Below are 23,725 nucleotides of genomic sequence, written 5' to 3'. Positions count from 1 at the left end.
AGTGTAGGAAAGCGCTATGCGCCGAGACGGTCGAGCTGGCGGTTGTGCGTGGCCGTCAGGAGAGACAGCGCGGTCGCCGCGCCGATCAGGCACATCAGCATGTCCCACTGCGTGTCCCACGGATCGCCCTGCGTGCCGAGGAACTCGTCGGCGCCCTGGCCAAGCGCCATCGCCGCACCGAACTCAATCAGTTCGTAGGCGGCGCTCACCGCGAGGCAGCAGGCCATGACGAGCACCGCCAGCAGCGCGCCGCGCTTCAGCAGGCCGAGGCGCACCAGCAGTTCGCGCAGCACGATCGCCGGGACGAAGCCCTGGATGAAATGGCCGAACCGATCATATGGATTGCGGGCAAGGTCGAACCAATCCTGCACCGCAAAGCCCACCGGCACCCGGGCGTAGGTGTAAGCGCCGCCTAGCATCAGGACGAGACCATGAAAGCCGATCAGCCCCAACGCCAGCGTGGTAAGCGGGAGACGTCTCGCGCTGGCCCACAGGATGGGCAGGGCGATGAGCGCGGGTGCGACCTCCATCCACCATGTCGCGCGGTCGAAGGGCGACCAGCCCGAAGCGAGGAGGGCCACCGCCCAGACGGCGGTGAGGATGACGAGATTGCGGCGGTAGCGCTTGGTCACGGGCAGGGCTGCTGCCCGGTGGCTGCATTCACCGCATCGAGCGCCGCGGCGAAGGCCTCCTCGCGGCTCAGTGTGCTCGTGTCGATCACCAGGGCATCCGCGGCCGGAACGAGCGGCGCGACCGCGCGATTGGTATCGCGTTCGTCGCGGCGGCGCAAATCGTCCTCGATCTCGAGCAGGGTTACGTGCACGCCGCGCTCGCGCATTTCGAGGAAGCGGCGCTGCGCGCGCGCCTCCACGCTGGCCGTGACGAACAGCTTCACTTCGGCCTCGGGCGCAATGACGGTCCCGATATCGCGCCCGTCGAGCACGGCGCCGCCCGGCTGCATGGCGAAGCTGCGCTGGCGTTCGTAGAGCGCTTGCCGGACGGCCGGATGCACCGAGACGCGGCTGGCGAGGCCGCCGGTCGCCTCGTCGCGCAGGTGCGGATCGCCCAGCAGGCTGTCGGGAAAGCTGGTCGCGGCCAACGCATCGCCGCCGTCGTCGGGGTCGCCGCCGTCCAGGAATACCTGACGCCCCACCGCGCGATAGAGCAGGCCGGTATCGAGATGCGGCAGGCCGAAGTGCGCCGCCAGCGCCTTGGCGATGGTGCCCTTGCCCGATGCAGTCGGTCCGTCGACGGCGATGATCATGCCGGCTTGCTGCGCGACTTGAGCGCCTTCCACAAGCCCCACAGCGCGATCGCTGCCCAGAAGCCTTCGAGCACGAGGCTCGGCCAGTTGGTGTGGACGAGCAGCGAGACGGTCAGCAGCGCGGCACCCGTCAGGTTGGTGCCGTGGAGGATGAAGGGGTTCGGCTCGTCCTTCCATGTGAGGTAGGCATAGGCCCCGATGATGCAGGCCATGCCGACGAAGCCCACGGCGGTGTAGATGTCCAGGGCATCGCTCACGCCGCGGCCTCGGCGAGCAGGGCCATGAAGTTCGGGAAGCTGGTGGCGATGGGTTCGGTGCTGTCGACCGCGACGCCCGCGCTGCTCGCGAGGCCGGCCACCGCCATGCTCATGGCAATGCGGTGGTCGAGATGGGTCGTGACCGGGCCGCCACCGGGGAGCAGGGCGCCGCCGCTTCCGTGTATCGTCAGGCCGTCGGGCGTCTCTTCGACAGACGCGCCCGCAAGCGTGAGCGCTGCTGCCATCGCGGAGAGCCGGTCGCTTTCCTTGACGCGCAATTCCTCGAGGCCGGTCGTCACGGTGGTGCCCTCGGCCAGCGCGGCTGCAACGAACAGGACGGGGAACTCGTCGATCATGCTCGGCGCGATGTCGGGATCGACCTCGATACCCTTGAGGGCTGCATGCCGGACGCGCAGGTCGGCCACCGGCTCACCGCCGACTTCGCGTTCGTCGAGATAGTCGATGCTCGCGCCCATCTGCCCGAGCACACGGAAGATGCCATTACGGGTGGGATTCAGGCCGACGTTCTCGATCACGAGGTCGCTGCCCGGCACAACGCTGGCCGCGACCGCGAAGAAGGCGGCCGAGGACGGATCGCCGGGGACCACGATGTCGCACGGTGTCATGTCGACCGGGCCGGTGACGGAGATGTGCTTCTCGCCATCGATTTCCTCGACCGTCACAGCGACACCGAAACCGCGCAGCATGCGCTCGGTATGGTCGCGGGTGGGCACGGGCTCGATCACGGTGGTGGTGCCAGGCGTGTTGAGCCCGGCCAGCAGGACCGCGCTCTTCACCTGTGCGCTCGCGACGGGGAGGCGGTACTCGATCGGCACGGCGGGCTGCATGCCCTCCATCATGAGCGGCAGCGTGCCGCCGGGCGAAGGGGTGAAGCTTGCGCCCATGGTCGAGAGCGGGTCGATCACGCGGCCCATCGGGCGCTTGGAAAGGCTGGCGTCGCCGGTAAAGGCGGCGGTGATCCCGTGGCTGGCGACGAGGCCCATCAGCAGCCGCGTCGAGGTGCCCGAATTGCCCATGTCGAGCGCCTGTTCGGGCTGGAGCAACCCGCCGATGCCGACGCCGTCGACGATCCAGTCGTCACCGTCGCGCTCGATCCTGGCGCCCATCGCGCGCAGGGCAGCGGCGGTGGCGAGGACGTCCTCGCCTTCGAGCAGGCCCGAAATCCGGCTGCGGCCCACGGCCAGCGCCCCGAACATGAGCGAACGGTGGCTGATCGACTTGTCGCCCGGTACGCGAATGCGGCCGGTCAGCGGTCGGGAGGGTTGAAAACGATGGGCGGTCACACAATCTCGCGGGTCTGGGGTCGTCGGAAGCGACCTGCGCTTTGACAGCGCGAAATCTGTCTGGCAAGGCGCGCGCGCAGTTGATTCCCGCCTGTCGGGAACCCATCACACCAATTACGAATTCACGGCCCGCGGCGCACCTGCCGGGGGCGGAAAGCCAAGGATTACACATGGTCAAACCGGAATGGGGCACCAAGCGGACCTGCCCGAACTGTGGCACCCGCTTCTACGATCTGAACAAGGAAGATCCCGTCACCTGCATCGAATGCGGTGAAGAGTGGACGCCCGAGCCGGTGCTCAAGTCGAAGCAGCCGATCCTTGCCGAGGAAGAGTCCAAGAAGAAAGACGCCGAGGCGGATAGCGATCTGGGCGGCGACGACGATGACGATCTGGATATCGACATCGACGAAGACGATGATTCGCCCGACAACGAAGTCGACCTCGGCGGCGACGACGACCTCGGCGTCGAGACGAAGTCCAAGGGCGACGACGACGACGTCGACGAAAGCTAATTTTGCTGTTGCATTGCGGTGAGGCCCCTTATATTGGGCGCCTCCCGCAAGGGTGACGCGCCTCCCAGGACGCGTCGGCAAGAAATGGCTCGGGGCCTTAGCTCAGCTGGGAGAGCGCTACAATGGCATTGTAGAGGTCAGCGGTTCGATCCCGCTAGGCTCCACCATTTCCACCGAGTTTGATGGTAGCAGGCCGTGGCGACGGCTGCGGCTTGCTTCCACCACACCCGGGCAAGAGTTTGGGTTTACAGGGGAATATCCCCACGCTGGCCGACGAGTTCTCGTCCGCCGGCGTTTTTCGCGTTTCCGGGAGTTTCCCAGAAAAAGGGGCACCACTTTTTCGGTTCGGGAAGCGACCGGAAGGTAATGTCCGGCCACGTTCGCGTCGCCGGGGTTTGGAGTAGGCACGTGTTCGACAACCTGTCCGATCGTCTCGGCAATGTGTTCGACAAGCTCAAGGGCCGCGGCGCCCTGAGCGAGAACGACGTGCGTGAGGCGATGCGCGAGGTGCGGATCGCCCTGCTCGAGGCCGATGTCGCGCTGCCGGTCGTCCGCCGCTTCATCGATGCGGTCACCGAAAAGGCGATCGGTTCGGAAGTCCTCAAGTCGGTCACTCCGGGCCAGCAGGTCGTCAAGATCGTCAGCGACGAGCTCACCGAGATGCTCGGCGGTGACGAACCGGCGGAGCTGAACTTCGCTGCCAAGCCGCCTGTGGTCATCATGATGGTCGGCCTGCAGGGTTCGGGCAAGACGACGACGACGGCGAAGCTCGGCAAGCTGATCAGGGAAAAGCACGGCAAGAAGGCGCTGATGGCGTCGCTCGACGTCAACCGGCCGGCCGCGCAGGAGCAGCTCAAGGTGCTCGGCGAGCAGGTCGAGGTCGCGACGCTGCCGATCATCGAAGGCCAGCAGCCGGTCGATATCGCCCGCCGCGCGATGGACAGCGCCAGGCTGCAATCCGCCGACGTGCTGTTGCTCGACACGGCGGGCCGCCTGCATGTCGACGAAGCGCTGATGGCAGAGATGAAGGCAATCGCGGGCGTCTCCGCGCCGACCGAAGTGCTGCTGGTGGTCGACAGCCTGACCGGCCAGGACGCGGTCAACGTGGCGCAGAGCTTTACCGGCGAAGTGCCGCTGACCGGCGTGGTGCTGACCCGCATGGACGGCGATGCGCGCGGCGGTGCCGCGCTGTCGATGCGTTACGTCACCGGCAAGCCGATCAAGTTCGCCGGCACGGGCGAAAAGCTCGACGCGATCGAGGCCTTCGATGCCAAACGCGTCGCGGGCCGCATCCTGGGCATGGGCGATGTCGTGTCGCTGGTCGAAAAGGCCGCGGCGACGATCAAGCAGGACGAGGCCGAAGCGCTCGCCAAGAAGATGGCGCAGGGCAAGTTCGACCTCGACGATCTTCGCATGCAGCTTAGGCAGATGCAGCAGATGGGCGGTCTCGGCATGCTCGCGGGCATGATGCCCGGCATGAAGAAGGCCAAGGCGGCGATGGCGGCGAGCGGCATGGACGACCGCGTCCTGCTGCACATGGATGCCATCATCGGCTCGATGACGCCGAAGGAAAGGAAGCGCCCCGAACTGCTGAACGCCAAGCGCAAGAAGCGCGTGGCGGCCGGCTCGGGCACGCAGGTGCAGGACGTCAACAAGGTGCTGAAGATGCACCAGGAGATGTCGCGCGCGATGAAGCAGATCAAGAAGATGGGCGGCCTCAAGGGCCTCGGCGCGCTGTTCGGCGGCGGGGGCCTGGGGGCGGCGATGCCGGGCCTCGGCGGGCCGGGCGCAGGCCTGCCCGGAATGGGCGGCGGCAAGGGCGGTCCTGGCGTGGACATGAACACGCTTCCGCCGGACCTGCAGGACCTGCTCAAGAAAAAATAGAATTCAGACGTTTATTTTCGAAAGGTAATATCAAATGGCAGTTGCAATCCGTCTTTCGCGTGGTGGTGCCAAGAAGCGCCCCTACTACCGCATCGTCGTCGCCGATTCGCGTTCGGCGCGTGACGGCAAGTACCTGGAGCAGATCGGCACCTACAACCCGATGCTGCCGAAGGATTCGGGCGAACGCGTGAAGCTCAACGAAGACCGCGCGCGTCACTGGCTGTCGGTCGGCGCCAAGCCGTCGGACCGCGTCCACCGCTTCTTCGATGCCGCCGGCATCCTCGAGCGTGCGCCGCGCAACAACCCGAAGAAGGCCGAGCCGGGCGAAGCCGCCAAGGAACGCGCCGAGGAAAAGGCCGCCAAGGCCGCTGAAGCCGAAGAAGCCGCCAAGGCTGCCGAGGAAGAGGCTCAGAACGCAGAAGCTGCCGCTGCCGAAGCTCCGGCTGAAGAAGCTGCTGCTGAAGAAGCTCCCGCCGAGGAAGCGGCTGCAGAAGACGCTCCGGCTGAAGACGCAGCCGAAGAAAAGGCCGAGTAAGCCGTTCCGATGCCGGACAAGCCCCTCACGCTGGCCGCCGTCACCGGTGCGCATGGCGTGGCGGGCGAAGTCCGCCTGAAACTGCTGGGCGAGGGCCTCGATGCCCTCAAGGCCCACGTCAGTTTCAACGGGGGCGCGCTGACCCTCGCGAAAATCCGCAGCGACAACAAGGGCGGTGCCATCGCGCGCTTTGCCGAGGTGCCGGATCGCACCGCGGCCGAGCAGCTGCGCGGCACCGCCCTTACCGTTTCCCGCGAGGAACTGCCGGCGCTGGAGGAGGGTGAGTTCTACTTCTCCGACCTGCTCGACCTTCCCGTGATCACCGACAAGGGCGAGCCGGTCGGCCGTGTCTGCGCGGTCGAGAACTTCGGCGCGACCGACATCGTCGAGATCGAGAAGCCCGACGGCAAGAAGTTCATGGTGCCGCTGACCGCGCAGGCCGTGCCCGCGTGGGACAAGGACTCGCTGACCGTCAACGCCGACTTCGTCGACTAGCGTCGCAGCGGGGCTTTCTCCGCCAGGTGATTGCGGATCGTCGTGGCGGCGACGCCTGCCTGCCCCATCGCATGGCTGATCTGGTCCAGCCCGAGCACGACGTCTCCGGCTGCGAACAGCCCCGGCACGCTGGTTTCGAGATGATCGTCGACGAGGATGCAATCGTCCTCGCTCACCTTTGCACCGCACGCCACCGCAAGCCCCGAGCGGACCTTCGATCCCAGCGCCGGATAGACACTGTCGAACGCCATGCGCCCCTCCGCCGTGTCGAAGGCGATCTGCCCGTTCTCGATGGCGAAGCCGCCGCATGGGCCCGCGACCCGTGCAATGCCCGCTTCGTCGAGCGCGTCCGAACACTGGTCCGAAAGATCGTGATCGCCGCCGGGCGATGCGAGCGTCAGGTCCTGCGTGTAGGTGCGGATGAATTGCGCCTCCGCCGTGCCGTGGTCGCCCGTGCCGATGACGGCGACCCGCTTGTCGGTCACCTCGTACCCATCGCAGACGGGGCAGTAGCGGATGAGTCCGCGGGACAATGCCTCGTCATGCAGCTGCTCTTCGATCCCGTCGGGCCGGTTGTTCACCACCCCCGTCGCTAGCAGCACCGTCCGGGCGCGAAATTCCTCCTCGTCGCAGCAAACGATGAAACAGTCGCCGTCGCGCCGGAGATCGGTCACGCGCTTGGGCTCGCGCAGCGCGCCGTATTTCGCGGCCTGCTCGCGCATGCGTTCGAGCAGTTCGTTGCCGTTGATGCCGTCCGGAAAGCCCGCATGGTTGTGGCTCGTCGGGATCCAGCTTGCCCTGCTGGTGCCGCAATCGAACAGGCGGATCGAAAGGTGGTAGCGCGCGAGATAGATCGCGGCTGTGAGACCTGCCGGGCCTGCGCCCACGATGATGCAATCGTCCGTTTCCATGCCGCCACTACGCGCGGGATGGCCATGCGGTGCCCATGCGGCTAGCAAACGCGCATGACCATGCTTCCCGTCGCCATCGTCCAGGCCGCACCCGTACCGCTCTCGATTGGCGACGGGATCGACAAGGCTGTCCGTCTCGCCCGCGAGGCGGTGGAAGGCGGGGCGAGGGTGGTCGCTTTCGGCGAGACCTTCCTCGGCGGTTATCCGCTGTGGCTCGACGAGGCGCCCGGCGCGGCGCTGTGGGACCATCCCGGCACGCGCGCGCTGCACCGCATCCTGCTCGAACAGGCGGTGGTGCCGAATGACGAGCGGCTGCTGCCCCTGCAGGAGCTCGCCGACGAAAGCGGCGCGGTGATCTCGATAGGCGCGCATGAGCGGGTGCGGCGCAGCCTCTACAACAACCAGCTGACCTTCCGCCCGGGCCTGCCGGTGCTCGACCACCGCAAGCTCGTGCCCACGCATGGCGAGCGGCTGGTGTGGATGCGCGGCGACGGCTCGACACTCGGCGTGCACCAGGCCGAATGGGGCAGCGTCGGCTCGCTGATCTGCTGGGAGCACTGGATGCCGCTGGCGCGCGCGGCGATGCACAACCTCGGCGAAAGCGTGCATGTCGCCGCCTGGCCGACGGTGCGCGAGCAATATGCCATCGCCAGCCGCCACTACGCGATGGAGGGACGCTGCTTCGTGCTGGCGGCAGGGCTGGTACAGGCGAAGGACGATTTGTTCGATGGGCTTGAGCGCGCCGGCGGGAACGACGCAGCGCGCGAACTGATCGAGGCCATCCCCGCCGACACCCTCAACCGCGGCGGGTCGCTGATCGCGGCGCCCGATGCCAGCGTGATCGCGCAGGCGGGTGAGGGCGAGGAGACGCTGGTCGCGGAACTCGACCTTGGTGAGATCGGGCAGGGACTGGCGAGCCTGGACACCGATGGTCATTATTCGCGGCCCGATGTCTTCGAACTCTCTATCGACACGCGCCCAAGGGAAGGTGTGAAATGGTAGGCTGGCCCTTCATCATTCCTGCCGCTAGCGTCGTTGCTATACTCGGTATGCTTACTTGGTATCGCTCTGGTCGTGATCTTGAGATTGCTCGTGGAAGAGCTGCGATCACAACGTTGCTTTTAGCGCCGGTGCTCACCTTGGGAACCATCGAGCTTCGCTGGGGCTTTGATCCCGCCGAAGGGGGGCCTGCTGGTGGCATAACGATTATCGGTGCTCTTCATGAGACGTTCTGGATTTGGGTCACAAGCACCTTGGTCATCTTCGCATTGCACGGCGCGGCGAGCAGGATGCTGGATCGCCCCGACGAGGATACTGACGGGTACTCGAAATGACCTTCGCCGCCACCATCCTCACCCTCTATCCCGAGATGTTTCCCGGGCCGCTGGGCGTGTCGCTTGCGGGCAGGGCGCTCGAGCGGGGGGACTGGTCGTGCGAGACCGTCCAGATCCGCGATTTTGCCACGGACAAGCATCGCACGGTCGACGATACGCCGGCAGGCGGCGGGGCGGGCATGGTGCTCAAGCCCGATGTGCTGGGCGCGGCCATCGAAAGCATAGCCGATGCGCGTCCGATCCTCGCCATGACGCCGCGCGGGAAACCGATAACGCAGGAGCGCATTCGCGCCATTGCGGAGGGCCCCGGCGTCACCATCCTGTGCGGCCGGTTCGAAGGGTTCGACGAGCGCCTGTTCGAGCACTATCCGCAGATCGAACAGATCAGTCTGGCCGACATCGTCCTCTCGGGCGGAGAGCCCGCCGCGCTGGCGATTCTCGACGCTTGCATTCGCCTGCTTCCCGGAGTAATGGGCGCGCCCACAAGCGGGCACGAGGAGTCGTTCGAGGACGGCCTCCTGGAATATCCGCAATATACCCGACCTCAGGAATGGGAAGGGCGCACGATCCCTGAAGTGCTGCGATCGGGGGATCATGCGAAAATCGCTGCTTGGCGCAAGGCAAGGAGCGAAGACGACACACGGTTACGCAGGCCGGACCTTTGGGATCGCTACAGTGGCGATCGGGACCAGCCTGCCTCTGGCGCGCGGCGAAAAGATTGAAGGAAGCGGTTCCATGAACCTCATTCAGCAGCTCGAAGCGGAAGCTATCGAGAACCTCGGGAAGGACATCCCCGAATTCCGTGCCGGTGATACCGTCCGCGTCGGCGTGAAGGTCATCGAAGGCACGCGCGAACGTGTCCAGAATTTCGAAGGCGTTGTCATCGCTCGCTCCAACCGCGGCATGGGCAGCAACTTCACCGTCCGCAAGATGAGCTTCGGCGAAGGCGTGGAACGCGTGTTCCCGCTCTACTCGCCGATCGTCGACAGCATCACCGTGGTTCGCCGCGGCGTCGTGCGTCGCGCCAAGCTCTACTACCTGCGTGGCCGCACCGGTAAGCGCGCCCGCATCGCCGAGCGCAAGGTTACCGCGCCGAAGGCGTAAGCGCCTCGCTCGCGACAAGGTCGAGACAAAAGAAAGGGCGGCTCCCGGATATGGGTGCCGCCCTTTTGCGTGGGGATCGTAAGAGGAGACCGGAAGTGGTCTCCCTTCGATTGTTGCCGCCGCGGGACCTGTGAGCCGGAAATTGGCCCCGCGGCGTCCGGGACTGTTTGGGGCAGGGCGCATTAACGGGATTTAAGGAAGCGCGCTTAAGGCGAAATTAGGGATGATTTGACGGGTGCAGGGGCTTGCCTCGCGACCGCCCGCTCGCCATCACCGGCACCGAATTGCCGGGAGAGAACGATTGCGCTCCATGACTTTCGCCGCCGCGCTGGCGATCACCACCTGCCTCGCCGCGCCACTTGCCGCACAGACTACCGCCACGACACAGGAGACCGCGCCCGTGGAGCTCACCTTCGAACGCGTCTTCGCCTCGCCTTCGCTCGACGGTCCCGCGCCGCGCCAGGCGAAGCTCTCGCCCGACGGGCGCTATCTCACCCTGCTGCGCAACCGCGAGGACGACCGCGAGCGGTACGATTTATGGGGCTACGACCGGCAGAGCGGCGAGTGGTCGATGCTGGTCGACAGCGAGGCGCTCGGCTCGGGCCGCGAACTGTCCGAAGACGAGAAGATGCAGCGCGAGCGCGCGCGCGTCGGCAGCCTCAAAGGCATCATCGACTATCAGTGGACCAAGGAGGGTGACGGCATCCTCGTGCCGCTCGACGGCGACCTCTATCTCGCGCGGATTGGCGGGGAGGTGATCCAGCTGACCGATACCGAGGAAAGCGAACTCAATCCCTCGCTCAGCAGCACCGGTGCCTATGTCAGCTTCGTGCGTGACCGCCAGCTGTGGGTCGGCGACGTGGGAGCCGAAGCCGCGCCGATCACGCCGAAGGAAGGCGCCGACATCCGCTGGGGCGAGGCGGAATTCGTCGCGCAGGAGGAAATGGCGCGCCTCACCGGCTACTGGTGGAGCGCCGACGACCGGCGCATCGCGGTCGAGCGGTTCGACGAGAGCATGGTCGGCATTGTCACACGTGCCGCCATCGGCGCGACGGGGACGAAGGTGTTCGACCAGCGCTATCCGGTGGCGGGCAGCGCCAACGCCGACGTCGAACTTTACATAATGGACCCCGATGGCGGGAATCGAGTAAAAGTGAATCTCGCCGACTTCCAGCACCCCGATGTCTACACCGATGGTGACCCGACGGATTTCTATCTCGCACGCGTCGACTGGGCACCCGATGGCAGCGCGCTCTACGTCCAGCGGCAGAACCGCGCACAGACGCATATGGATATCCTGCGGGTCGATCCGTCGACGGGCGCGGTGGCCCCGGTCTTCGCCGAAAATGCGGCCATGCCCGATTACTGGGTGAACCTGTCCGACAATTACCGGATCCTCGACAATGGCGATCTCATCTGGTGGTCCGAACGCGACGGGTTCGGCCACTTCTACCGCTATTCGGGCGCAGACGGCTGGGGCACTTCGCGGCAGCTGACGCGCGGCGACTTCGTCGTGACCAAGCTCGTCGGAGTCGATCAATCGACGCAGCGCCTGTTCTTTCTGGCGACCAGCGAGAACGACCCGCTCGAGCAGCACGTCTATGCTCTTGATTACGGCAGCGACACGATCGGCGCGCCCGAACGTTTGACCGAGGAGGGCTTCACCCATTCCGCGACTATGGACGGCAAGGGTCAGACGCTACTGATCACGCGCTCCAGCGACGATACGCCGCCGCAAATCTACCTTGCCGACCAGCAGGGCGAGCGTCTGGCGTGGGTCGAGGAGAATGCGCTCGATGAGAACCATCCCTACGCCCCTTTCCTCGCTAGCCATCGGCCGACAAAATACGGCCGGATCGAGGCCGAAGACGGCACGCCGTTATACTGGGAAATGGTCACGCCGGACATGGAGCCGGGCAAGCGCTATCCGGTGTTCTTCTACCATTACGGCGGACCCGGCCCGCAGATCGTCAACCGCGGCTGGAACGGTGCGTTGCGGCAGGCGATCGTCGACAAGGGCTATATCTGGTTCGCGCTCGACAACCGGGGATCGGCCAATCGCGGCGTCGCTTTCGAACAGCCGATCTACCGGGCGATGGGCGGGGTCGAGGTGCGCGACCAGAAAGCCGGGGCGGAATATCTCAAGACGCTGCCCTTCGTCGATCCGAACAAGATCGCGATCGATGGCTGGTCATACGGCGGCTACATGACGTTGAAGCAATTGCAGGCCGATCCCGGCCTCTATGCGGCCGGGATTTCGGGTGCTCCGGTGACGAAATGGGAGCTCTATGACACCCATTACACCGAACGCTACATGGGCACCCCGCAGGCCGAGGGCGTGGCCTACGACGCTGCCTCCGCCATTCCCGACGCGACGAAGATCAGCGACCCGCTGCTCATCATCCACGGCATGGCCGACGACAATGTGGTGTTCGAAAACGCGACCGCGATCATCGCCGAGATGCAGGGCGCGAACGTGCCGTTCGAAATGATGCTCTACCCGGGCTACACCCACCGGGTCTCGGGCGAGCAGATCAGCCCGCACCGGTACAACACGGTATTCCGCTTCCTCGAGGCGCATGGGGTGACCCCGCCAGAGTAGGCCTTTATCGCGCGCAACCGAATGTGCGCTTGCGGGCGCAGCGGCAATCGCTATCTCGGCGGCGCAAGGATATTGGAGAAGTGTAGTGGGTTATCGTGTTGCCGTGGTCGGCGCGACCGGGAATGTCGGGCGCGAAATGATGATGGTGCTGGCCGAGCGCGGGTTCCCCTGCGACGAAGTGGCGGCGGTCGCCTCGAGCCGTTCGCACGGCAGCGAGGTCGAGTTCGGCGACACGGGCAAGATGCTCAAGTGCCAGAATATCGAGCATTTCGACTGGAACGGCTGGGACATTGCGCTGTTCGCGGCGGGTAGCGTTCCAGCCAAGGAATATGCGCCCAAGGCGGCGGCGGCAGGATGCGTGGTGATCGACAACAGCTCGCTCTACCGCATGGACCCCGACATTCCGCTGATCGTGCCGGAAGTGAACCCGGACGCGATCCACGATTACAAGAAGCGCAACATCATCGCGAACCCCAACTGCTCCACCGCGCAGCTGGTCGTGGCGCTCAAGCCGCTGCACGATGTCGCGACGATCAAGCGTGTGGTCGTCTCGACCTACCAGTCGGTGTCGGGCGCGGGCAAGCAGGGCATGGACGAGCTCTTCGAGCAGAGCCGCGCGATCTTCGTCGGCGATCCGGTGCAGCCGGTGAAGTTCACCAAGCAGATCGCCTTCAACGTCATCCCGCATATCGACGTCTTCCTCGACGATGGTTCGACCAAGGAGGAGTGGAAGATGGTGGTCGAGACGAAGAAGATTCTCGACCCGAAGATCAAGCTCACCGCCACCTGCGTGCGCGTGCCCGTGTTCGTCGGTCATTCCGAAGCCGTCAGCATCGAGTTCGAGAACGAGATCAGTGCCGAACAGGCGATGGACATCCTGCGCGAGGCGCCGGGCTGCATGCTCGTCGACAAGCGCGAGGATGGCGGATACATCACGCCGGTCGAAGCGGCGGGCGACAGCGCGACCTACATCAGCCGCGTGCGCGAGGACCCGACGGTGGAGAACGGGCTCACCCTGTGGTGCGTCTCCGACAACCTGCGCAAGGGCGCGGCGCTCAACGCGGTGCAGATCGCGGAACTCCTCGGGCGCGAGTGCCTTAAGAAGGGATGATGCACAGGACCATTCTATTCGCGCTCCCGCTCGCCTTGGCGGCCTGCGGGCAACCTGAGGCGGCGAGCGACCCTGAAGCCGCAGTGCCATCGGCGGGGACGCCGAGGCAGATCACGCAGGCCCGGATGACCGTCGATGCCAATGGCTTCGTCGGGAAGGACGGTAGTGCAGTCCGGTTTGGCGTGACGAGTGAGGAGGCGGATGCCAAGGCGCGCGAGATCTTTCCCGAGGGTCCGATCAAATCCAGCCAGACCGAATGCGGGGCAGGTCCGATGGAATTCAGCAAATTCGGACCGCTGGACCTCGCGTTTCTCGACGGCAAGTTTGCGGGCTGGTTCCTGCGTAAGGGCGATGGGATAGTCACAACGGACGGGATTGCCCCCGGCGTCACCACGCTGGATGCGCTGAAGGGCGAGCGGCAGGTGCAGGAGCTCGACACCACGCTCGAGGGCGAGTTCCAGTACACGACCGCCGACTACGGCACGATCACTGGTTTCGCGGACGACAGCGGCAATATCACCGCGCTCCAGGCCGGGGTGAGCTGCTTCTTCCGCTGATCACTCGCCCGGCGGCGGCATTTGTCCGGCGGGCTGACGGTTGCGCTTCATGATGAAGGCGAGCGGCACGGCGGCTAGCGTGATCCACATCATCATCCAGAAATCGTCGACATAGGCGACCATCGCCGCCTGCCGGTTGGCCTCGAGGTCGAGCAGGCGCAGGGCGACGTCGCCGAGGTTCTGGTAGCGGTCGACCGTGCCCACATCGACCATGCTGGCGACCGAGGCGCCGGTCACGTTCGCGGCGATATCGGCGTGGGCGGTTTGCAGGTTGCGCGCCAGCATCACCGTGGTCAGCGAAATCCCGGCAGACGCGCCCAGCGAGCGGAACAGGTTGAGCAGGCTCGATCCATCGGTACGCAGGCGAGGGGGGAGCGTCGCGAAGGCGCTGACATTGAGCGGGATGAACACCAGGCCCATGCCGAGTCCCTGCACCAGTCCGGAGGCGACGATGTGGTAGCGGTCGACGCCCAGCGACCAGTGCGCCATCTCCCACAGTGAGACCGCGCAGACGATGAAGCCGGTCGCGACCACCGGGCGCGCATCGAAACCGCGCCGCATCAGCATGCCCGCAACCTGCATCGACATCAGCACGCCGATCCCGCGCGGCATCAGCACGAGGCCGGTATCGATCACGTCGTAGCCCATCAGCTGCTGCAACATGGGCGGCAGCAGCGCCATCGTCGCGAACATCACCACGCCGATGGCGAGCATGAAACCCATCGCGATGGCGAAGTTGCGGTCGATGAACAGTGCCCGGTCGAACAGCGGGTTTTTCGCGCCGGACAGGTGGATCACCGCCATCCACGTCGCCGAGATGAAGAGGAAGGTCCACAGCCAGATTTCGTAACTGTCGAACCAGTCGAGCGTCTGCCCGCGATCGAGCAGCATCTGGAAACTGGCGAGCGCGACGCCCAGCAAGACGAATCCGCCGATGTCGAAGCGGCGCTTCACCACCTCGCGATGCGGTAGGTTGGCGATCAGGATGGCGAGGCTGAGGATGCCGATCGGCAGGTTCACGAAGAACACCCAGCGCCAGTCCGCCTGCTCGGTCAGCCAGCCGCCGAGGACGGGGCCGAGGATCGGACCGATCATGATGCCCATGCCCCACAGCGCCATCATCTGCGCGTGCTTGCTGGGCTTGTTGGTGTCGAGCATGAAGGCCTGGCTGAGCGGGGCGATGAACGCACCGGTCACGCCTTGCAACGCGCGGAAAAGCACCATCTCGGTGAGGTTCTGGGCAAGCCCGCACAACATCGAGGCGAGGATGAACCCGGCGACCGAGCCGATGAACAGCCGCCGCGCGCCCACGCGGTCGGACAGCCAGCCGGTGATCGGCAGGGCGACGGCGCTGGCGATGATGTAGCTGGTCAGGACCCAGGTGATCGTCTCGGTCGTAGCGCCAAGCGCGGTGCGCATATGCGGGATCGCGACATTGGCGATGGTCGTATCGAGTACCTGCAGCAGCGACGCTGCCATGATGCCGATCACGAGGATGCCGGGATTGGCGACCGGCAACTGCGCGACGTCCTGCGCCGGATCGGGTGCAGCCGGAGCAGCTCCGCGAGGTGCGGCGCGGGTGGCCATGGGCTTAGCGGCGCTTACCGTCGGTGAAGACGGTGACGTCGGTCGAAAGGCCCGCGATCAGCGGGCGCGGGCTCTTCTCGTCGATGGCGATGCGCACGGGCACGCGCTGGGTCACCTTGACCCAGTTGCCGGTCGCATTCTGGGCCGGGATGACCGAGAATTCGCTGCCCGTGCCTGCGCCGATAGTCTCGACGTGGCCCTTGAGCTTGAGGCCCGGATAGGCGTCGAATTCGACCTCGGCCGGCTGGCCCACGCGCATGTCGGCCAGGTCGGTTTCCTTGAAATTGGCTTCGACATAGCTGGTGCCGTCCTCGACCAGCGTCAGCACCGGCAGCCCTTGCACGACCTGCTGGCCGCGCTGGAGGCGGTCTGCCTGCGCGACGCGCCCGGCCGAGGGTGCACGCACTTCGGTGCGGCCGAGCTGGAGCTGGGCCACGGCGCGCTGCGCCTTGCCTGCGGCTACCTGCGGATTCTCGCCGGGGACGGCGGCGCCGGTCGCCAGCATGGCGCGCGCTGCGGCCTGCCGTGCCTGCGCCTGCCGCAAGCCTTCTCGCGCTTGGTTGACGGCGTGTTCTGCCGCATCGTGCTCGGTCTTGGTCAGGAAGCCGCGGCGGAACAGCTCGTCCTTGCGACGGTAATTCGCCTCGGCAAAGGCGATGTCCTCGCGTGCGGCGGAAACGTCCGCCCCCGAAAGGTCGGAGGAATTGGCGAGCGCGGTGACATTCGCCTGTGCGGTCGCGATCGCCGCATCCGCCTGCGCGATCTGCAAACGATAGGGCTCGGGATCGATCCGGAACAACAGGTCGCCAGCGTTCACGGTGTCGCCTTCGCCGACCATGACATCGACGATCTCGCCACCGACCTGGGCGCTGACCGAGACCTTGTCCTGCTGGACGTAGGCATTGTCCGTGCTCACCTGGCCCTGCAACGAGAGCCAGTAGACGCCGCCCGCAATGAGCAGGAGAAGTGGCACGCTGAGCATCAGCGTGAGGCGGCCCCACTTGCGCTTCGGCTTGGCGTAATCTTCGACGACCACCGCGCCGTCGGTCTGGATGTGCGGATCGGCCTCAGCCATTGGCAACGTCCTTCATGCTCCTGTCGGCCGAAAGATTGGCCGAGACTTTCTCCAGCAACGCAGCCAGCGTATCGCGTTCATCCGCGCTCAGCCCTTCGGCCATGTCGGCGACGAGGCCGTCGACGATGCGGCGCAGCGGCTCGACGATTTCGCGGCTCTTGTCCGTCAGGTGGAGCAAGCGGGCACGCCGGTCTGCCGGATCGGCAACCCGTTCAACCCAGCCGGTTTCCTCCAACCGGTCGACGATGCGGGTCAGCGTGATCGGCTCGACCTCGATCCGCTCGGCATAGAACGCCTGGTTGTTGTCGGGAAATTTCTCGAGGCTCAGCAGCAAGCGTGCCTGGACCGCGGTCAGCCCCAGGCTGCGGACCCGCTCGTCGAAGGTTCGGCGCAGCAGGCGGCCGCTGTCGGACAGGAGATACCCGATATTGGTTTGCATGCCTCGGTATATAATAACAGGGCTTATTATTGCAAGTTGCAATAATCGAAACGGGTGTGGCGCGGCGCGCCATCGAGCGGTAGGACAGGCCCATGACCCTGACCGCCGAGCTCTATTTCAGCTTCCGCTCTCCCTATAGCTACCTGTCGATCGGTCGTTACCGCGCCATGGTAGAGGAATATGCCGTCGATATCGCGCTGCGCCCGGTCTATCCGCTGGCCATCCGGCAGCCCGATTTCTTCGAGCGCAATCACCCCAACTGGCTCGGCTACACCATGCGCGACATGATCCGCGTGGCGCAGTTCCACGCCATTCCCTTCGGCGCGCCGCGGCCCGATCCCATCATCCAGAACGTCATGACGCGCGAAATTGCTGCCGATCAGCCTTATATCCGCCGGGTCACACGCATGGGCCAGGCGGCTGCACGGCGCGGCAAGGGGCTGGTGTTCGCCGCAGAGGCCGGGCGCATGATCTGGGGCGGGCAGGAAAACTGGCACGAGGGTGGCCATCTGGCCGGCGCCCTGTCGGCGGCGGATCTCGACCCGGCAGAAATCGAGGCGGAAGTCGAGAGCGATGCGGAGACGCTCGATGCGGAAATCGCCGCCAATCAGGATGCGCTGGAAGCCGCCGGTCATTGGGGCGTCCCCACGCTCGTGTTCGAAGGCGAGCCCTTCTTCGGGCAGGACCGTATCGACATGGTCAAATGGCGCATGGAGCAGAAGGGGCTGGCGAAACGATGAAGGGCGAAAGGACCGGCGGCTGCCTGTGCGGCGCGGTGCGCTATACGTTGCACGAGGGCTTTCGCATGAAGCCTTATGCCTGCCATTGCACCGACTGCCAGAATCGCACCGGCAGCGCCTTCAGCGAACATATGCTGTTCGTGCTCGCGGACCTCGAAATCGACGGCGAACTCGACATTGCCGAATATACCCAGCCGAGCGGCGCACAGTCGCAGATCTTCGGCTGCACGAAGTGCAAGGCGCGCATCTATGCCGTCAACAACACACGCGAAGGCATGGCGAGCCTGCGCTGCGGCACATTGGACGACAGTGCCTCGGTCGTCCCGGCAGCGCATCTGTGGGTCCGCAGCAAGCAACCCTGGATCGTGTTGCCGGACGACGCGAAGATGATGGACGAGCAGCCGCGCAGCAATGAGGACTGGCTCGCATTCGTGGGGATCGCATGACCGAAGTCAGGACCGAACGCTTCGCCAGCTTCGACGGGACCGAACTGGCGCTCCATCGCTATGGAGAAGGGCAGCCTGTCGTGCTGCTCCACGGCCTGTTTTCCAGCGCGGAGATGAACTGGATCAAGTGGGGGCATCACACGGCGATCGCGGCGAAGGGTTACGAGGTCCTGATGCTCGACTTCCGTGTCCACGGGCAGAGCGCCGCGCCCCACGCCCACGAAGCCTATCCGCAGAACGTGCTGGTTCGCGATGTCGCGGCGCTGGTCGACCATCTGGGGCTCGACGACTATGACCTCGGCGGCTTTTCGCTCGGCGCACGCACTACCCTGCATGCGGTCGCGCATGGGGTGCTGGCGCCGCAGCGCGCCGTGATCGGAGGGATGGGCACGGCAGGCCTTGGCGAATGGCAACGCCGTGCCGCCAAGTTCCGCCGCGTCATCGACGAGTTCGACACCATCCCGCGCGGGGATCCGGACTATTTCTCCATGCAGTTCCTGAAATCGCAGGGGGTCGACCGGGTGGCGGCGCGCCTGCTGCTCGACACCATGCCCGATCTCGACCTCGCCATGCTGGACAACATCACCATGGCCACGCTGGTGGTGTGCGGCGACGAGGACCGGGACAACGGTTCGGCCGAGGAACTCGCACGGCTGCTGCCCAATGCCGATTTCGTCGAAGTGCCGGGGACGCATATGAGCAGCGTGACCAAGCGCGACCTCGGCTTCGCTATCGCCGACTGGCTGGGAGAAGCCCGATGACCCTGAGGCGCGCGTTCCTGTGGACTTTCTGGGGCGGGCTCGTGCTGTTCGCCGTGGTCATCGCGCTGAGCCTGCCGCTCGTCCTCACCGCCGTGCCGGGCGGGATCGGCGAACACCAGGCGGCAGGGACCGCTGCCGAAGTCGACCGGATTCAGGCAGCATGGGCCGCGGCTGGCCTTTACGGGCAGGCGCGCAATGCGATGATCGGCGATCTCGTCTTCATCGGTGTCTTTGCCACCGGCTGCATGCTCGGCGGAATCTGGTTCATGCGCTCGCCGGTCCAGCGGGTGCGCTTGCTCGGCGTGTCAGCGCTCGTCGCTGGCCTCGCCTTCCTAATCACCGACTATGCCGAGACGATCTGCCAGTTCATCCAGCTCACGCAGGGCAGGGGCGACGACACGCTGGCCGGGATCGCCGCCACCGTCCGGCCGACCAAGATGGCGGCGTGGATCGTAGGCTTCCTCGCGATCCTGCTGGCCATGATGCTCGACCGGAAATCCCGCCGCGGCGCTTGATTAAGGCCCGCTGCAGGTGCAATCCGGTAGCCGATGAAACCAGTCGCAGAATTCCTCGAGAGGTTATCCATGAAGTTTGCATCCGTCGCGCTCTCCGCGCTCGCCATTTCGCTCGCCACGCCCGCGCTCGCCGACCATCACGGCAGCGACAAGGCCGAGGCTGCAACCGCCTTTCCCATGACGCCGAAGGGCGCTGCCGACTGGGTGGCCATGGTCGAGAAGGAATATGGCGAGCTGGTCGTCGACCAGGCGCGCATCGACTGGATCAACGCGACTTATATCACGCATGACACCAATGCGCTCGCCGCCGACATCGGCGCGCGCGTGTCCGCCGCCTCGGTCGCTTATGCGCTTGAAGCGGCGAAATATGCCGAGATCGACGGTCTCGACTACGACACGGCGCGCAAGCTCGATATTCTGCGCACCGCGATCAACCTGCCGGCCCCGACGACGCCCGGCGCGTCTGAACGTGCCGCACAACTCGCGGTCAGCCTCGGCGCGCAATATGGCGCGGGCAAGGGCACGCTCAACGGCGAGCCGATCAACGGTTCCGACATCGAGGCCGAGATGGGCAACCTCGAGCGTACGCCCGAGGAACTGGCCGAAATGTGGGCGAGCTGGCACACCAATGTCGGCGGCCCGATGAAGGACGAATACCGCCAGCTCGTCGAAATCTCGAATGCCGGCGCCAAGGAGCTCGGCTTCGACAATGTCGGCGCGATGTGGCGCTCGGGCTACGACATGACGCCCGAACAGTTCGCCGCCGAGACCGAGCGCATGTGGCAGGAAGTGAAGCCGCTCTACATGGCGCTGCACACCTACGTCCGCAGCAAGCTCAACGAGAAATACGGCGACGCCATCCAGCCTGCGACCGGCCCGATCCGCGCCGATTTGCTCGGCAACATGTGGGCGCAGGAATGGGGCAATATCTACCCGCTTGTCGCGCCTGAGGGAGCCGGCGACCTCGGCTACGACCTCACCGACCTGATCGCCAAGAAGCAGCTCGACGAACGCGGCATGGTCAAGGTGGGCGAGGGCTTCTTCTCCTCGCTTGGCTTCGAGCCGCTGCCCGACACCTTCTGGGAGCGCAGCCAGTTCACCAAGCCGGCGGACCGCGAAGTGGTGTGCCATGCCTCGGCATGGGATCTCGACAATCTCGATGACCTGCGCATCAAGATGTGCATCAAGCGCAATGCCGACGATTTCATCACGATCCACCACGAGCTGGGTCACAACTATTACCAGCGCGCGTACAACCAGCAGCCGTTCCTTTACCTCAACGGTGCGAACGACGGGTTCCACGAGGCCATCGGCGACACGATCGCGCTGTCGATCACGCCCGAATATCTCGTCCAGATCGGCATGCTGGATCGCGAGGCGGTGCCGAGCGCGGACAAGGATATCGGCCTGCTGCTGCGCCAGGCGATGGACAAGGTCGCCTTTCTGCCGTTCGGCCTGCTGGTCGATCGCTGGCGCTGGGGTGTTTTCGACGGCACCATCGCGCCGGCCGAATACAACACCGCCTGGCACGGGCTGAAGCTCGAATACCAGGGCATCACTCCGCCGGTCGAGCGGCCTGCCGACGCTTTCGATGCGGGCGCGAAGTACCACATTCCGGGCAACGTCAGCTACACGCGCTATTTCCTTGCGCGGCTGCTGCAGTTCCAGTTCTACAAGGCCGCTTGCGACCAAGCAGGCTGGACCGGGCCGCTGCACCGCTGTTCCTTCTATGGGAGCGAGGAAGTGGGCAAGAACCTCGACGCGATGCTGGCGATGGGGGCTTCGAAGCCCTGGCCTGACGCGCTCGAGGCCTTCACCGGCGAGCGCCAGATGAGCGGCAAGGCGATGGTCGAGTATTTCGCCCCGCTCAAGGCGTGGCTCGACGAGCAGAACAAGGGCAAGCCGCAGGGATGGTAAAAGCGGCGAGGGCACTAGCGGCAACGCTGGCGCTTGCCGCCTGCACGCCGATCGACAGGCAGGCCAACCCGGGCTTCTTCGTAGAGCCCGTGCCGGAAGGTGCGCTGTTCGTTGCCGGCAAGTTCGGCAACACGCTCGCGCGGATCGACCTCGCCTCGGGCGAGGAGACCGCGCGGGTGGATAGCTGTGCCAACCCGCACGAACTCGCGACCTCGCCCGACGACCAGTATGTCGCGCTCGCCTGCTACGGCGGGCAGATGGTGGACATTTTCCGGGCGAGCGATCTCGTGCGCGCACGGAGCATCGACCTTGGCGAGAACGCCCGTCCGCATGGGATCGTCTGGCATGCGAACGGCGATATCTATGCCACGGCAGAAGGCCGCCAATCGGTATTCTGGATCAGGGACCCGCTCGGCAAGGCTGAAACCTTCGAGTATTCCACGCGCCAGCGCGGAAGCCACATGCTTGTTGTTTCGCCCGACGGCAATCACGCGTGGACGACCGATTTGGGCTCGAAGACGGTGACGTTGGTCGATCTCAAGACTCGCCGCGCGCCGCTCTCGGTCGAGGTCGGCGAGGAGCCGGAGGGCATTGCCCTGTCGCCCGATGGCGAGACGCTGTGGGTCTCTGCTCGCGGATCGGACAAGGCCTTCGCGCTCGATCCGGCGACACTGGAAGTGCGCGAGGAAATCGCCACCGGCCGCTTCCCGCTGCGTATCGCAGTCCGTCCGCAGGGGGATTTCGCGGTAACCAGCGATCTTGCCGACGGTGGCCTCAGTGTCATCGACATACAGACCGGCGAAGTGGTGCGGGCAATCACAGTCGCGGGGCCCGAGGGCGCGCAGGAGCGGATGCAGGTAACAATCCTCTGGTCGCCCGACGGGACGCGCATCTATGTCGCCGAAACGCAGGCCAACCGCATCGCCGAAGTCGACTTCGCGAGCGGGAAAACGCTGCGCTACCTGCCCGGCGAGGGCGGTGGCGACGGCATGGCGATCGTCCAGCGATGAAACCGCGCAAGGAATTGCCGGTCGTCGGCTGGCGCGAGCTCGTCTGCCTGCCTGAGCTAGGCCTGACCGACATTCCGGCCAAGATCGACACTGGCGCGCGCACGTCGTCGCTGCACGGCACCGTGATCGAGCGTTTCGAGCGCGACGGTCAACAGCTCGTGCGTTTCGCCATAGATTTCCAGCAGCAGAAGGTTCGCCAGATCTGCGAGGCGGTACATGTTGATATCCGCGGGATCACCAGTTCCAACGGCGAGACCCAGCGCCGCTATGTGATCAAGACGCCGCTCAGGATCGGCGACCTCGAATTCCGCGCCGAGATCAGCCTAGCCGATCGCTCGGACATGAAATTTCCCATGCTCATCGGGCGCTCGTCCCTGCGTCGTCGCTTTGTCGTAGACTCCGGCTATTCGTGGTTGCAGACGCCCGACCTCACTCCTGTCAAAGGCCACAAGCCATGAAAATCGCCATGTTGGCGCGCAATCCCAATCTCTACTCGCACCAGCGCCTCAAAGAGGCGGCAGAGGCGAGAGGACATGAACTCGACATTCTCAACACAACCCGCTGCACGGTGCATATCGCCAGCCACCGCCCGCAAGTGTTCTACAATGGCGAGGCCTGCACCGGTTATGATGCCGTCATCCCGCGCATCGGTGCTTCGATCACCAACTATGGTCTCGCGATCCTACGCCAGTTCGAAATGCGCGGGTGCTGGCCACTGAACGAGAGTGTCGCCATCGGCCGCAGCCGCGACAAGCTGCGCAGCATGCAGATCCTCGCCAAGCACGGCCTCGGCCTGCCACTGACCGCCTACGCCAACGATCCCAAGCAGGCCGAGGAGATCATCAAGGCGGTCAAGGGTCCGCCGGTGGTCATCAAGCTCCTCGAAGGCACGCAGGGGATCGGCGTGGTGCTTGCCGAAACCATGAGCAGCGCCAAATCGGTGATCGAGGCGTTCCGCGGGGCCAACGTCAACATCCTCGTCCAGGAATTCATCAAGGAAGCGGGCGGGACGGATATTCGCGCACTGGTGGTCGGCGGCAAGGTCGTCGCGGCGATGAAGCGTACGGGGGCGGCGGACGACTTTCGCTCCAATCTCCACCGTGGCGGCAGCGCAGAGCTGGCGAAGATCACCCCGGAGGAACGCAGCACTGCAGTGCGCGCGGCCAAGCACATGGGCCTCAATGTTTGCGGCGTCGACATGTTGCGCAGCAATCACGGGCCGGTGATCATGGAGGTCAATTCCTCACCGGGGCTCGAGGGGATCGAGAATGCTACCGGCAAGGACATCGCCGGCATGATCATCGAGCACATCGAAAAGAACGCCAGGAACGGCAAGACGAAGACCAAGGGGAAGGGGTGAGAGCC

At 65.3% G+C, this 23,725-nt stretch carries 27 protein-coding genes and 1 tRNA gene; 20 read left to right on the top strand and 8 right to left on the bottom strand.

The features are described 5' to 3' along the window. Positions 1–14: 14 nt before the first annotated feature. From K3172_RS10910 to aroA, 4 genes are read right to left on the bottom strand one after another with little or no spacing between them, the layout of a single operon-like run. Entirely contained in the window at positions 15–632 is a 618-nt protein-coding gene (locus tag K3172_RS10910; protein ID WP_345725646.1) for a DUF2238 domain-containing protein, read from the bottom strand. Beyond that, positions 629–1,264, bottom strand: coding sequence for a (d)CMP kinase (locus K3172_RS10905; RefSeq protein WP_221589959.1), 636 nt, complete (start codon positions 1,262–1,264; stop codon positions 629–631). The genes K3172_RS10910 and K3172_RS10905 overlap by 4 nt, the downstream gene beginning before the upstream one ends. Further along, positions 1,261–1,521, bottom strand: a complete 261-nt coding sequence (locus K3172_RS10900; RefSeq protein WP_345725645.1) for a CBU_0592 family membrane protein — start codon at positions 1,519–1,521, stop codon at positions 1,261–1,263. Before K3172_RS10900 ends, K3172_RS10905 begins: the two co-directional genes overlap by 4 nt. Then, positions 1,518–2,825, bottom strand: coding sequence for a 3-phosphoshikimate 1-carboxyvinyltransferase (gene aroA, locus K3172_RS10895; RefSeq protein ID WP_221589957.1), 1,308 nt, complete (start codon positions 2,823–2,825; stop codon positions 1,518–1,520). The genes K3172_RS10900 and aroA overlap by 4 nt, the downstream gene beginning before the upstream one ends. A 170-nt stretch (positions 2,826–2,995) precedes the next feature. On the opposite strand from aroA, the gene K3172_RS10890 reads away from it, so the two are divergent. From K3172_RS10890 to rimM, 5 genes are all read left to right on the top strand, one after another. Continuing rightward, positions 2,996–3,337, top strand: coding sequence for a TIGR02300 family protein (locus K3172_RS10890; RefSeq protein ID WP_221589955.1), 342 nt, complete (start codon positions 2,996–2,998; stop codon positions 3,335–3,337). A 91-nt stretch (positions 3,338–3,428) separates the two neighbouring features. After that, positions 3,429–3,504, top strand: a tRNA-Ala gene (locus K3172_RS10885). 241 nt (positions 3,505–3,745) lie between these two features. Further along, on the top strand, positions 3,746–5,221 hold the full coding sequence (gene ffh, locus K3172_RS10880; protein WP_221589953.1) for a signal recognition particle protein: 1,476 nt from the start codon (positions 3,746–3,748) through the stop codon (positions 5,219–5,221). A 34-nt stretch (positions 5,222–5,255) separates the two neighbouring features. Continuing rightward, positions 5,256–5,756 (top strand): 30S ribosomal protein S16, encoded by a 501-nt coding sequence (gene rpsP, locus K3172_RS10875; protein ID WP_221589951.1) that lies wholly within the window; start codon positions 5,256–5,258, stop codon positions 5,754–5,756. 9 nt (positions 5,757–5,765) lie between these two features. Continuing rightward, the gene (rimM, locus tag K3172_RS10870) at positions 5,766–6,251 is read left to right on the top strand and encodes a ribosome maturation factor RimM (protein WP_221589949.1); all 486 of its coding nucleotides are present in this window, start codon (positions 5,766–5,768) and stop codon (positions 6,249–6,251) included. Here rimM and K3172_RS10865 read toward each other — a convergent pair. Further along, entirely contained in the window at positions 6,248–7,162 is a 915-nt protein-coding gene (locus tag K3172_RS10865; protein WP_221589947.1) for an NAD(P)/FAD-dependent oxidoreductase, read from the bottom strand. The genes rimM and K3172_RS10865 overlap by 4 nt on opposite strands. 54 nt (positions 7,163–7,216) lie before the next feature. Between K3172_RS10865 and K3172_RS10860 the strand changes: the two genes are divergently transcribed. The 7 genes from K3172_RS10860 to K3172_RS10830 all read left to right on the top strand — a co-directional run bounded on the left by K3172_RS10860 (position 7,217) and on the right by K3172_RS10830 (position 13,870). Continuing rightward, positions 7,217–8,164: a carbon-nitrogen hydrolase family protein gene (locus K3172_RS10860; protein WP_221589945.1), complete on the top strand. Its 948-nt coding sequence runs from the start codon at positions 7,217–7,219 to the stop codon at positions 8,162–8,164. Continuing rightward, positions 8,158–8,496, top strand: coding sequence for a hypothetical protein (locus K3172_RS10855; RefSeq protein WP_221589943.1), 339 nt, complete (start codon positions 8,158–8,160; stop codon positions 8,494–8,496). The genes K3172_RS10860 and K3172_RS10855 overlap by 7 nt, the downstream gene beginning before the upstream one ends. Continuing rightward, complete coding sequence (trmD, locus tag K3172_RS10850) at positions 8,493–9,218, top strand: tRNA (guanosine(37)-N1)-methyltransferase TrmD (RefSeq protein ID WP_221589941.1); 726 nt, start codon at positions 8,493–8,495, stop codon at positions 9,216–9,218. Before K3172_RS10855 ends, trmD begins: the two co-directional genes overlap by 4 nt. 13 nt (positions 9,219–9,231) lie before the next feature. Next, entirely contained in the window at positions 9,232–9,600 is a 369-nt protein-coding gene (gene rplS, locus K3172_RS10845; RefSeq protein ID WP_221589939.1) for a 50S ribosomal protein L19, read from the top strand. A 310-nt stretch (positions 9,601–9,910) separates the two neighbouring features. Further along, positions 9,911–12,202 (top strand): S9 family peptidase, encoded by a 2,292-nt coding sequence (locus tag K3172_RS10840; RefSeq protein ID WP_221589937.1) that lies wholly within the window; start codon positions 9,911–9,913, stop codon positions 12,200–12,202. Positions 12,203–12,287: 85 nt separating this feature from the next. After that, positions 12,288–13,313, top strand: coding sequence for an aspartate-semialdehyde dehydrogenase (locus K3172_RS10835; protein WP_221589935.1), 1,026 nt, complete (start codon positions 12,288–12,290; stop codon positions 13,311–13,313). Next, the gene (locus tag K3172_RS10830) at positions 13,310–13,870 is read left to right on the top strand and encodes a hypothetical protein (RefSeq protein WP_221589933.1); all 561 of its coding nucleotides are present in this window, start codon (positions 13,310–13,312) and stop codon (positions 13,868–13,870) included. The genes K3172_RS10835 and K3172_RS10830 overlap by 4 nt, the downstream gene beginning before the upstream one ends. On the opposite strand, the gene K3172_RS10825 is transcribed toward K3172_RS10830, so the two are convergent. From K3172_RS10825 to K3172_RS10815, 3 genes are read right to left on the bottom strand one after another with little or no spacing between them, the layout of a single operon-like run. After that, the gene (locus K3172_RS10825) at positions 13,871–15,457 is read right to left on the bottom strand and encodes a DHA2 family efflux MFS transporter permease subunit (RefSeq protein ID WP_221589931.1); all 1,587 of its coding nucleotides are present in this window, start codon (positions 15,455–15,457) and stop codon (positions 13,871–13,873) included. It abuts the gene before it with no gap. Between the two features lie 4 nt (positions 15,458–15,461). Further along, positions 15,462–16,532: an HlyD family secretion protein gene (locus tag K3172_RS10820; protein WP_221589929.1), complete on the bottom strand. Its 1,071-nt coding sequence runs from the start codon at positions 16,530–16,532 to the stop codon at positions 15,462–15,464. Continuing rightward, positions 16,525–16,971, bottom strand: coding sequence for a MarR family winged helix-turn-helix transcriptional regulator (locus tag K3172_RS10815; protein WP_221589927.1), 447 nt, complete (start codon positions 16,969–16,971; stop codon positions 16,525–16,527). The genes K3172_RS10820 and K3172_RS10815 overlap by 8 nt, the downstream gene beginning before the upstream one ends. A gap of 92 nt (positions 16,972–17,063) precedes the next feature. On the opposite strand from K3172_RS10815, the gene K3172_RS10810 reads away from it, so the two are divergent. The 8 genes from K3172_RS10810 (at position 17,064) to rimK (ending at position 23,720) form a co-directional block, all read left to right on the top strand. Then, the gene (locus tag K3172_RS10810) at positions 17,064–17,711 is read left to right on the top strand and encodes a 2-hydroxychromene-2-carboxylate isomerase (RefSeq protein WP_221589925.1); all 648 of its coding nucleotides are present in this window, start codon (positions 17,064–17,066) and stop codon (positions 17,709–17,711) included. After that, positions 17,708–18,157 carry a GFA family protein gene (locus K3172_RS10805; RefSeq protein WP_221589923.1) on the top strand — a complete coding sequence of 150 codons (450 nt, stop codon included), beginning with the start codon at positions 17,708–17,710 and terminating at the stop codon, positions 18,155–18,157. The genes K3172_RS10810 and K3172_RS10805 overlap by 4 nt, the downstream gene beginning before the upstream one ends. After that, on the top strand, positions 18,154–18,918 hold the full coding sequence (locus K3172_RS10800) for an alpha/beta fold hydrolase (protein WP_221589921.1): 765 nt from the start codon (positions 18,154–18,156) through the stop codon (positions 18,916–18,918). Before K3172_RS10805 ends, K3172_RS10800 begins: the two co-directional genes overlap by 4 nt. Next, positions 18,915–19,433: a hypothetical protein gene (locus K3172_RS10795; protein WP_221589919.1), complete on the top strand. Its 519-nt coding sequence runs from the start codon at positions 18,915–18,917 to the stop codon at positions 19,431–19,433. The genes K3172_RS10800 and K3172_RS10795 overlap by 4 nt, the downstream gene beginning before the upstream one ends. A gap of 69 nt (positions 19,434–19,502) precedes the next feature. Next, the gene (locus K3172_RS10790) at positions 19,503–21,350 is read left to right on the top strand and encodes a M2 family metallopeptidase (protein WP_221589917.1); all 1,848 of its coding nucleotides are present in this window, start codon (positions 19,503–19,505) and stop codon (positions 21,348–21,350) included. Continuing rightward, on the top strand, positions 21,344–22,360 hold the full coding sequence (locus tag K3172_RS10785) for a beta-propeller fold lactonase family protein (protein WP_247718142.1): 1,017 nt from the start codon (positions 21,344–21,346) through the stop codon (positions 22,358–22,360). Before K3172_RS10790 ends, K3172_RS10785 begins: the two co-directional genes overlap by 7 nt. Continuing rightward, complete coding sequence (locus K3172_RS10780; protein WP_221589915.1) at positions 22,357–22,818, top strand: ATP-dependent zinc protease family protein; 462 nt, start codon at positions 22,357–22,359, stop codon at positions 22,816–22,818. The genes K3172_RS10785 and K3172_RS10780 overlap by 4 nt, the downstream gene beginning before the upstream one ends. Then, positions 22,815–23,720 carry a 30S ribosomal protein S6--L-glutamate ligase gene (gene rimK, locus K3172_RS10775; protein ID WP_221589913.1) on the top strand — a complete coding sequence of 302 codons (906 nt, stop codon included), beginning with the start codon at positions 22,815–22,817 and terminating at the stop codon, positions 23,718–23,720. The genes K3172_RS10780 and rimK overlap by 4 nt, the downstream gene beginning before the upstream one ends. Positions 23,721–23,725 lie beyond the last annotated feature (5 nt).

It is taken from the genome of Qipengyuania proteolytica (assembly GCF_019711565.1).
Lineage (GTDB): Bacteria > Pseudomonadota > Alphaproteobacteria > Sphingomonadales > Sphingomonadaceae > Qipengyuania > Qipengyuania proteolytica.
Note: the sequence above shows the minus strand (reverse complement) of the source record. Positions and strands in the feature narration are given on the sequence as shown.

Bases quoted from the DNA above. Each gene is read 5' to 3' on its own strand.
- K3172_RS10905 (WP_221589959.1), bottom strand. From the start codon at position 1,264: ATGATCATCGCCGTCGACGGACCGACTGCATCGGGCAAGGGCACCATC.
- K3172_RS10890 (WP_221589955.1), top strand. From the start codon at position 2,996: ATGGTCAAACCGGAATGGGGCACCAAGCGGACCTGCCCGAACTGTGGC.
- rpsP (WP_221589951.1), top strand. From the start codon at position 5,256: ATGGCAGTTGCAATCCGTCTTTCGCGTGGTGGTGCCAAGAAGCGCCCC.
- rimM (WP_221589949.1), top strand. From the start codon at position 5,766: ATGCCGGACAAGCCCCTCACGCTGGCCGCCGTCACCGGTGCGCATGGC.
- K3172_RS10865 (WP_221589947.1), bottom strand. From the start codon at position 7,162: ATGGAAACGGACGATTGCATCATCGTGGGCGCAGGCCCGGCAGGTCTC.
- K3172_RS10860 (WP_221589945.1), top strand. From the start codon at position 7,217: ATGACCATGCTTCCCGTCGCCATCGTCCAGGCCGCACCCGTACCGCTC.
- K3172_RS10855 (WP_221589943.1), top strand. From the start codon at position 8,158: ATGGTAGGCTGGCCCTTCATCATTCCTGCCGCTAGCGTCGTTGCTATA.
- trmD (WP_221589941.1), top strand. From the start codon at position 8,493: ATGACCTTCGCCGCCACCATCCTCACCCTCTATCCCGAGATGTTTCCC.
- rplS (WP_221589939.1), top strand. From the start codon at position 9,232: ATGAACCTCATTCAGCAGCTCGAAGCGGAAGCTATCGAGAACCTCGGG.
- K3172_RS10840 (WP_221589937.1), top strand. From the start codon at position 9,911: ATGACTTTCGCCGCCGCGCTGGCGATCACCACCTGCCTCGCCGCGCCA.
- K3172_RS10830 (WP_221589933.1), top strand. From the start codon at position 13,310: ATGATGCACAGGACCATTCTATTCGCGCTCCCGCTCGCCTTGGCGGCC.
- K3172_RS10825 (WP_221589931.1), bottom strand. From the start codon at position 15,457: ATGGCCACCCGCGCCGCACCTCGCGGAGCTGCTCCGGCTGCACCCGAT.
- K3172_RS10820 (WP_221589929.1), bottom strand. From the start codon at position 16,532: ATGGCTGAGGCCGATCCGCACATCCAGACCGACGGCGCGGTGGTCGTC.
- K3172_RS10815 (WP_221589927.1), bottom strand. From the start codon at position 16,971: ATGCAAACCAATATCGGGTATCTCCTGTCCGACAGCGGCCGCCTGCTG.
- K3172_RS10810 (WP_221589925.1), top strand. From the start codon at position 17,064: ATGACCCTGACCGCCGAGCTCTATTTCAGCTTCCGCTCTCCCTATAGC.
- K3172_RS10805 (WP_221589923.1), top strand. From the start codon at position 17,708: ATGAAGGGCGAAAGGACCGGCGGCTGCCTGTGCGGCGCGGTGCGCTAT.
- K3172_RS10800 (WP_221589921.1), top strand. From the start codon at position 18,154: ATGACCGAAGTCAGGACCGAACGCTTCGCCAGCTTCGACGGGACCGAA.
- K3172_RS10795 (WP_221589919.1), top strand. From the start codon at position 18,915: ATGACCCTGAGGCGCGCGTTCCTGTGGACTTTCTGGGGCGGGCTCGTG.
- K3172_RS10790 (WP_221589917.1), top strand. From the start codon at position 19,503: ATGAAGTTTGCATCCGTCGCGCTCTCCGCGCTCGCCATTTCGCTCGCC.
- K3172_RS10785 (WP_247718142.1), top strand. From the start codon at position 21,344: ATGGTAAAAGCGGCGAGGGCACTAGCGGCAACGCTGGCGCTTGCCGCC.
- K3172_RS10780 (WP_221589915.1), top strand. From the start codon at position 22,357: ATGAAACCGCGCAAGGAATTGCCGGTCGTCGGCTGGCGCGAGCTCGTC.
- rimK (WP_221589913.1), top strand. From the start codon at position 22,815: ATGAAAATCGCCATGTTGGCGCGCAATCCCAATCTCTACTCGCACCAG.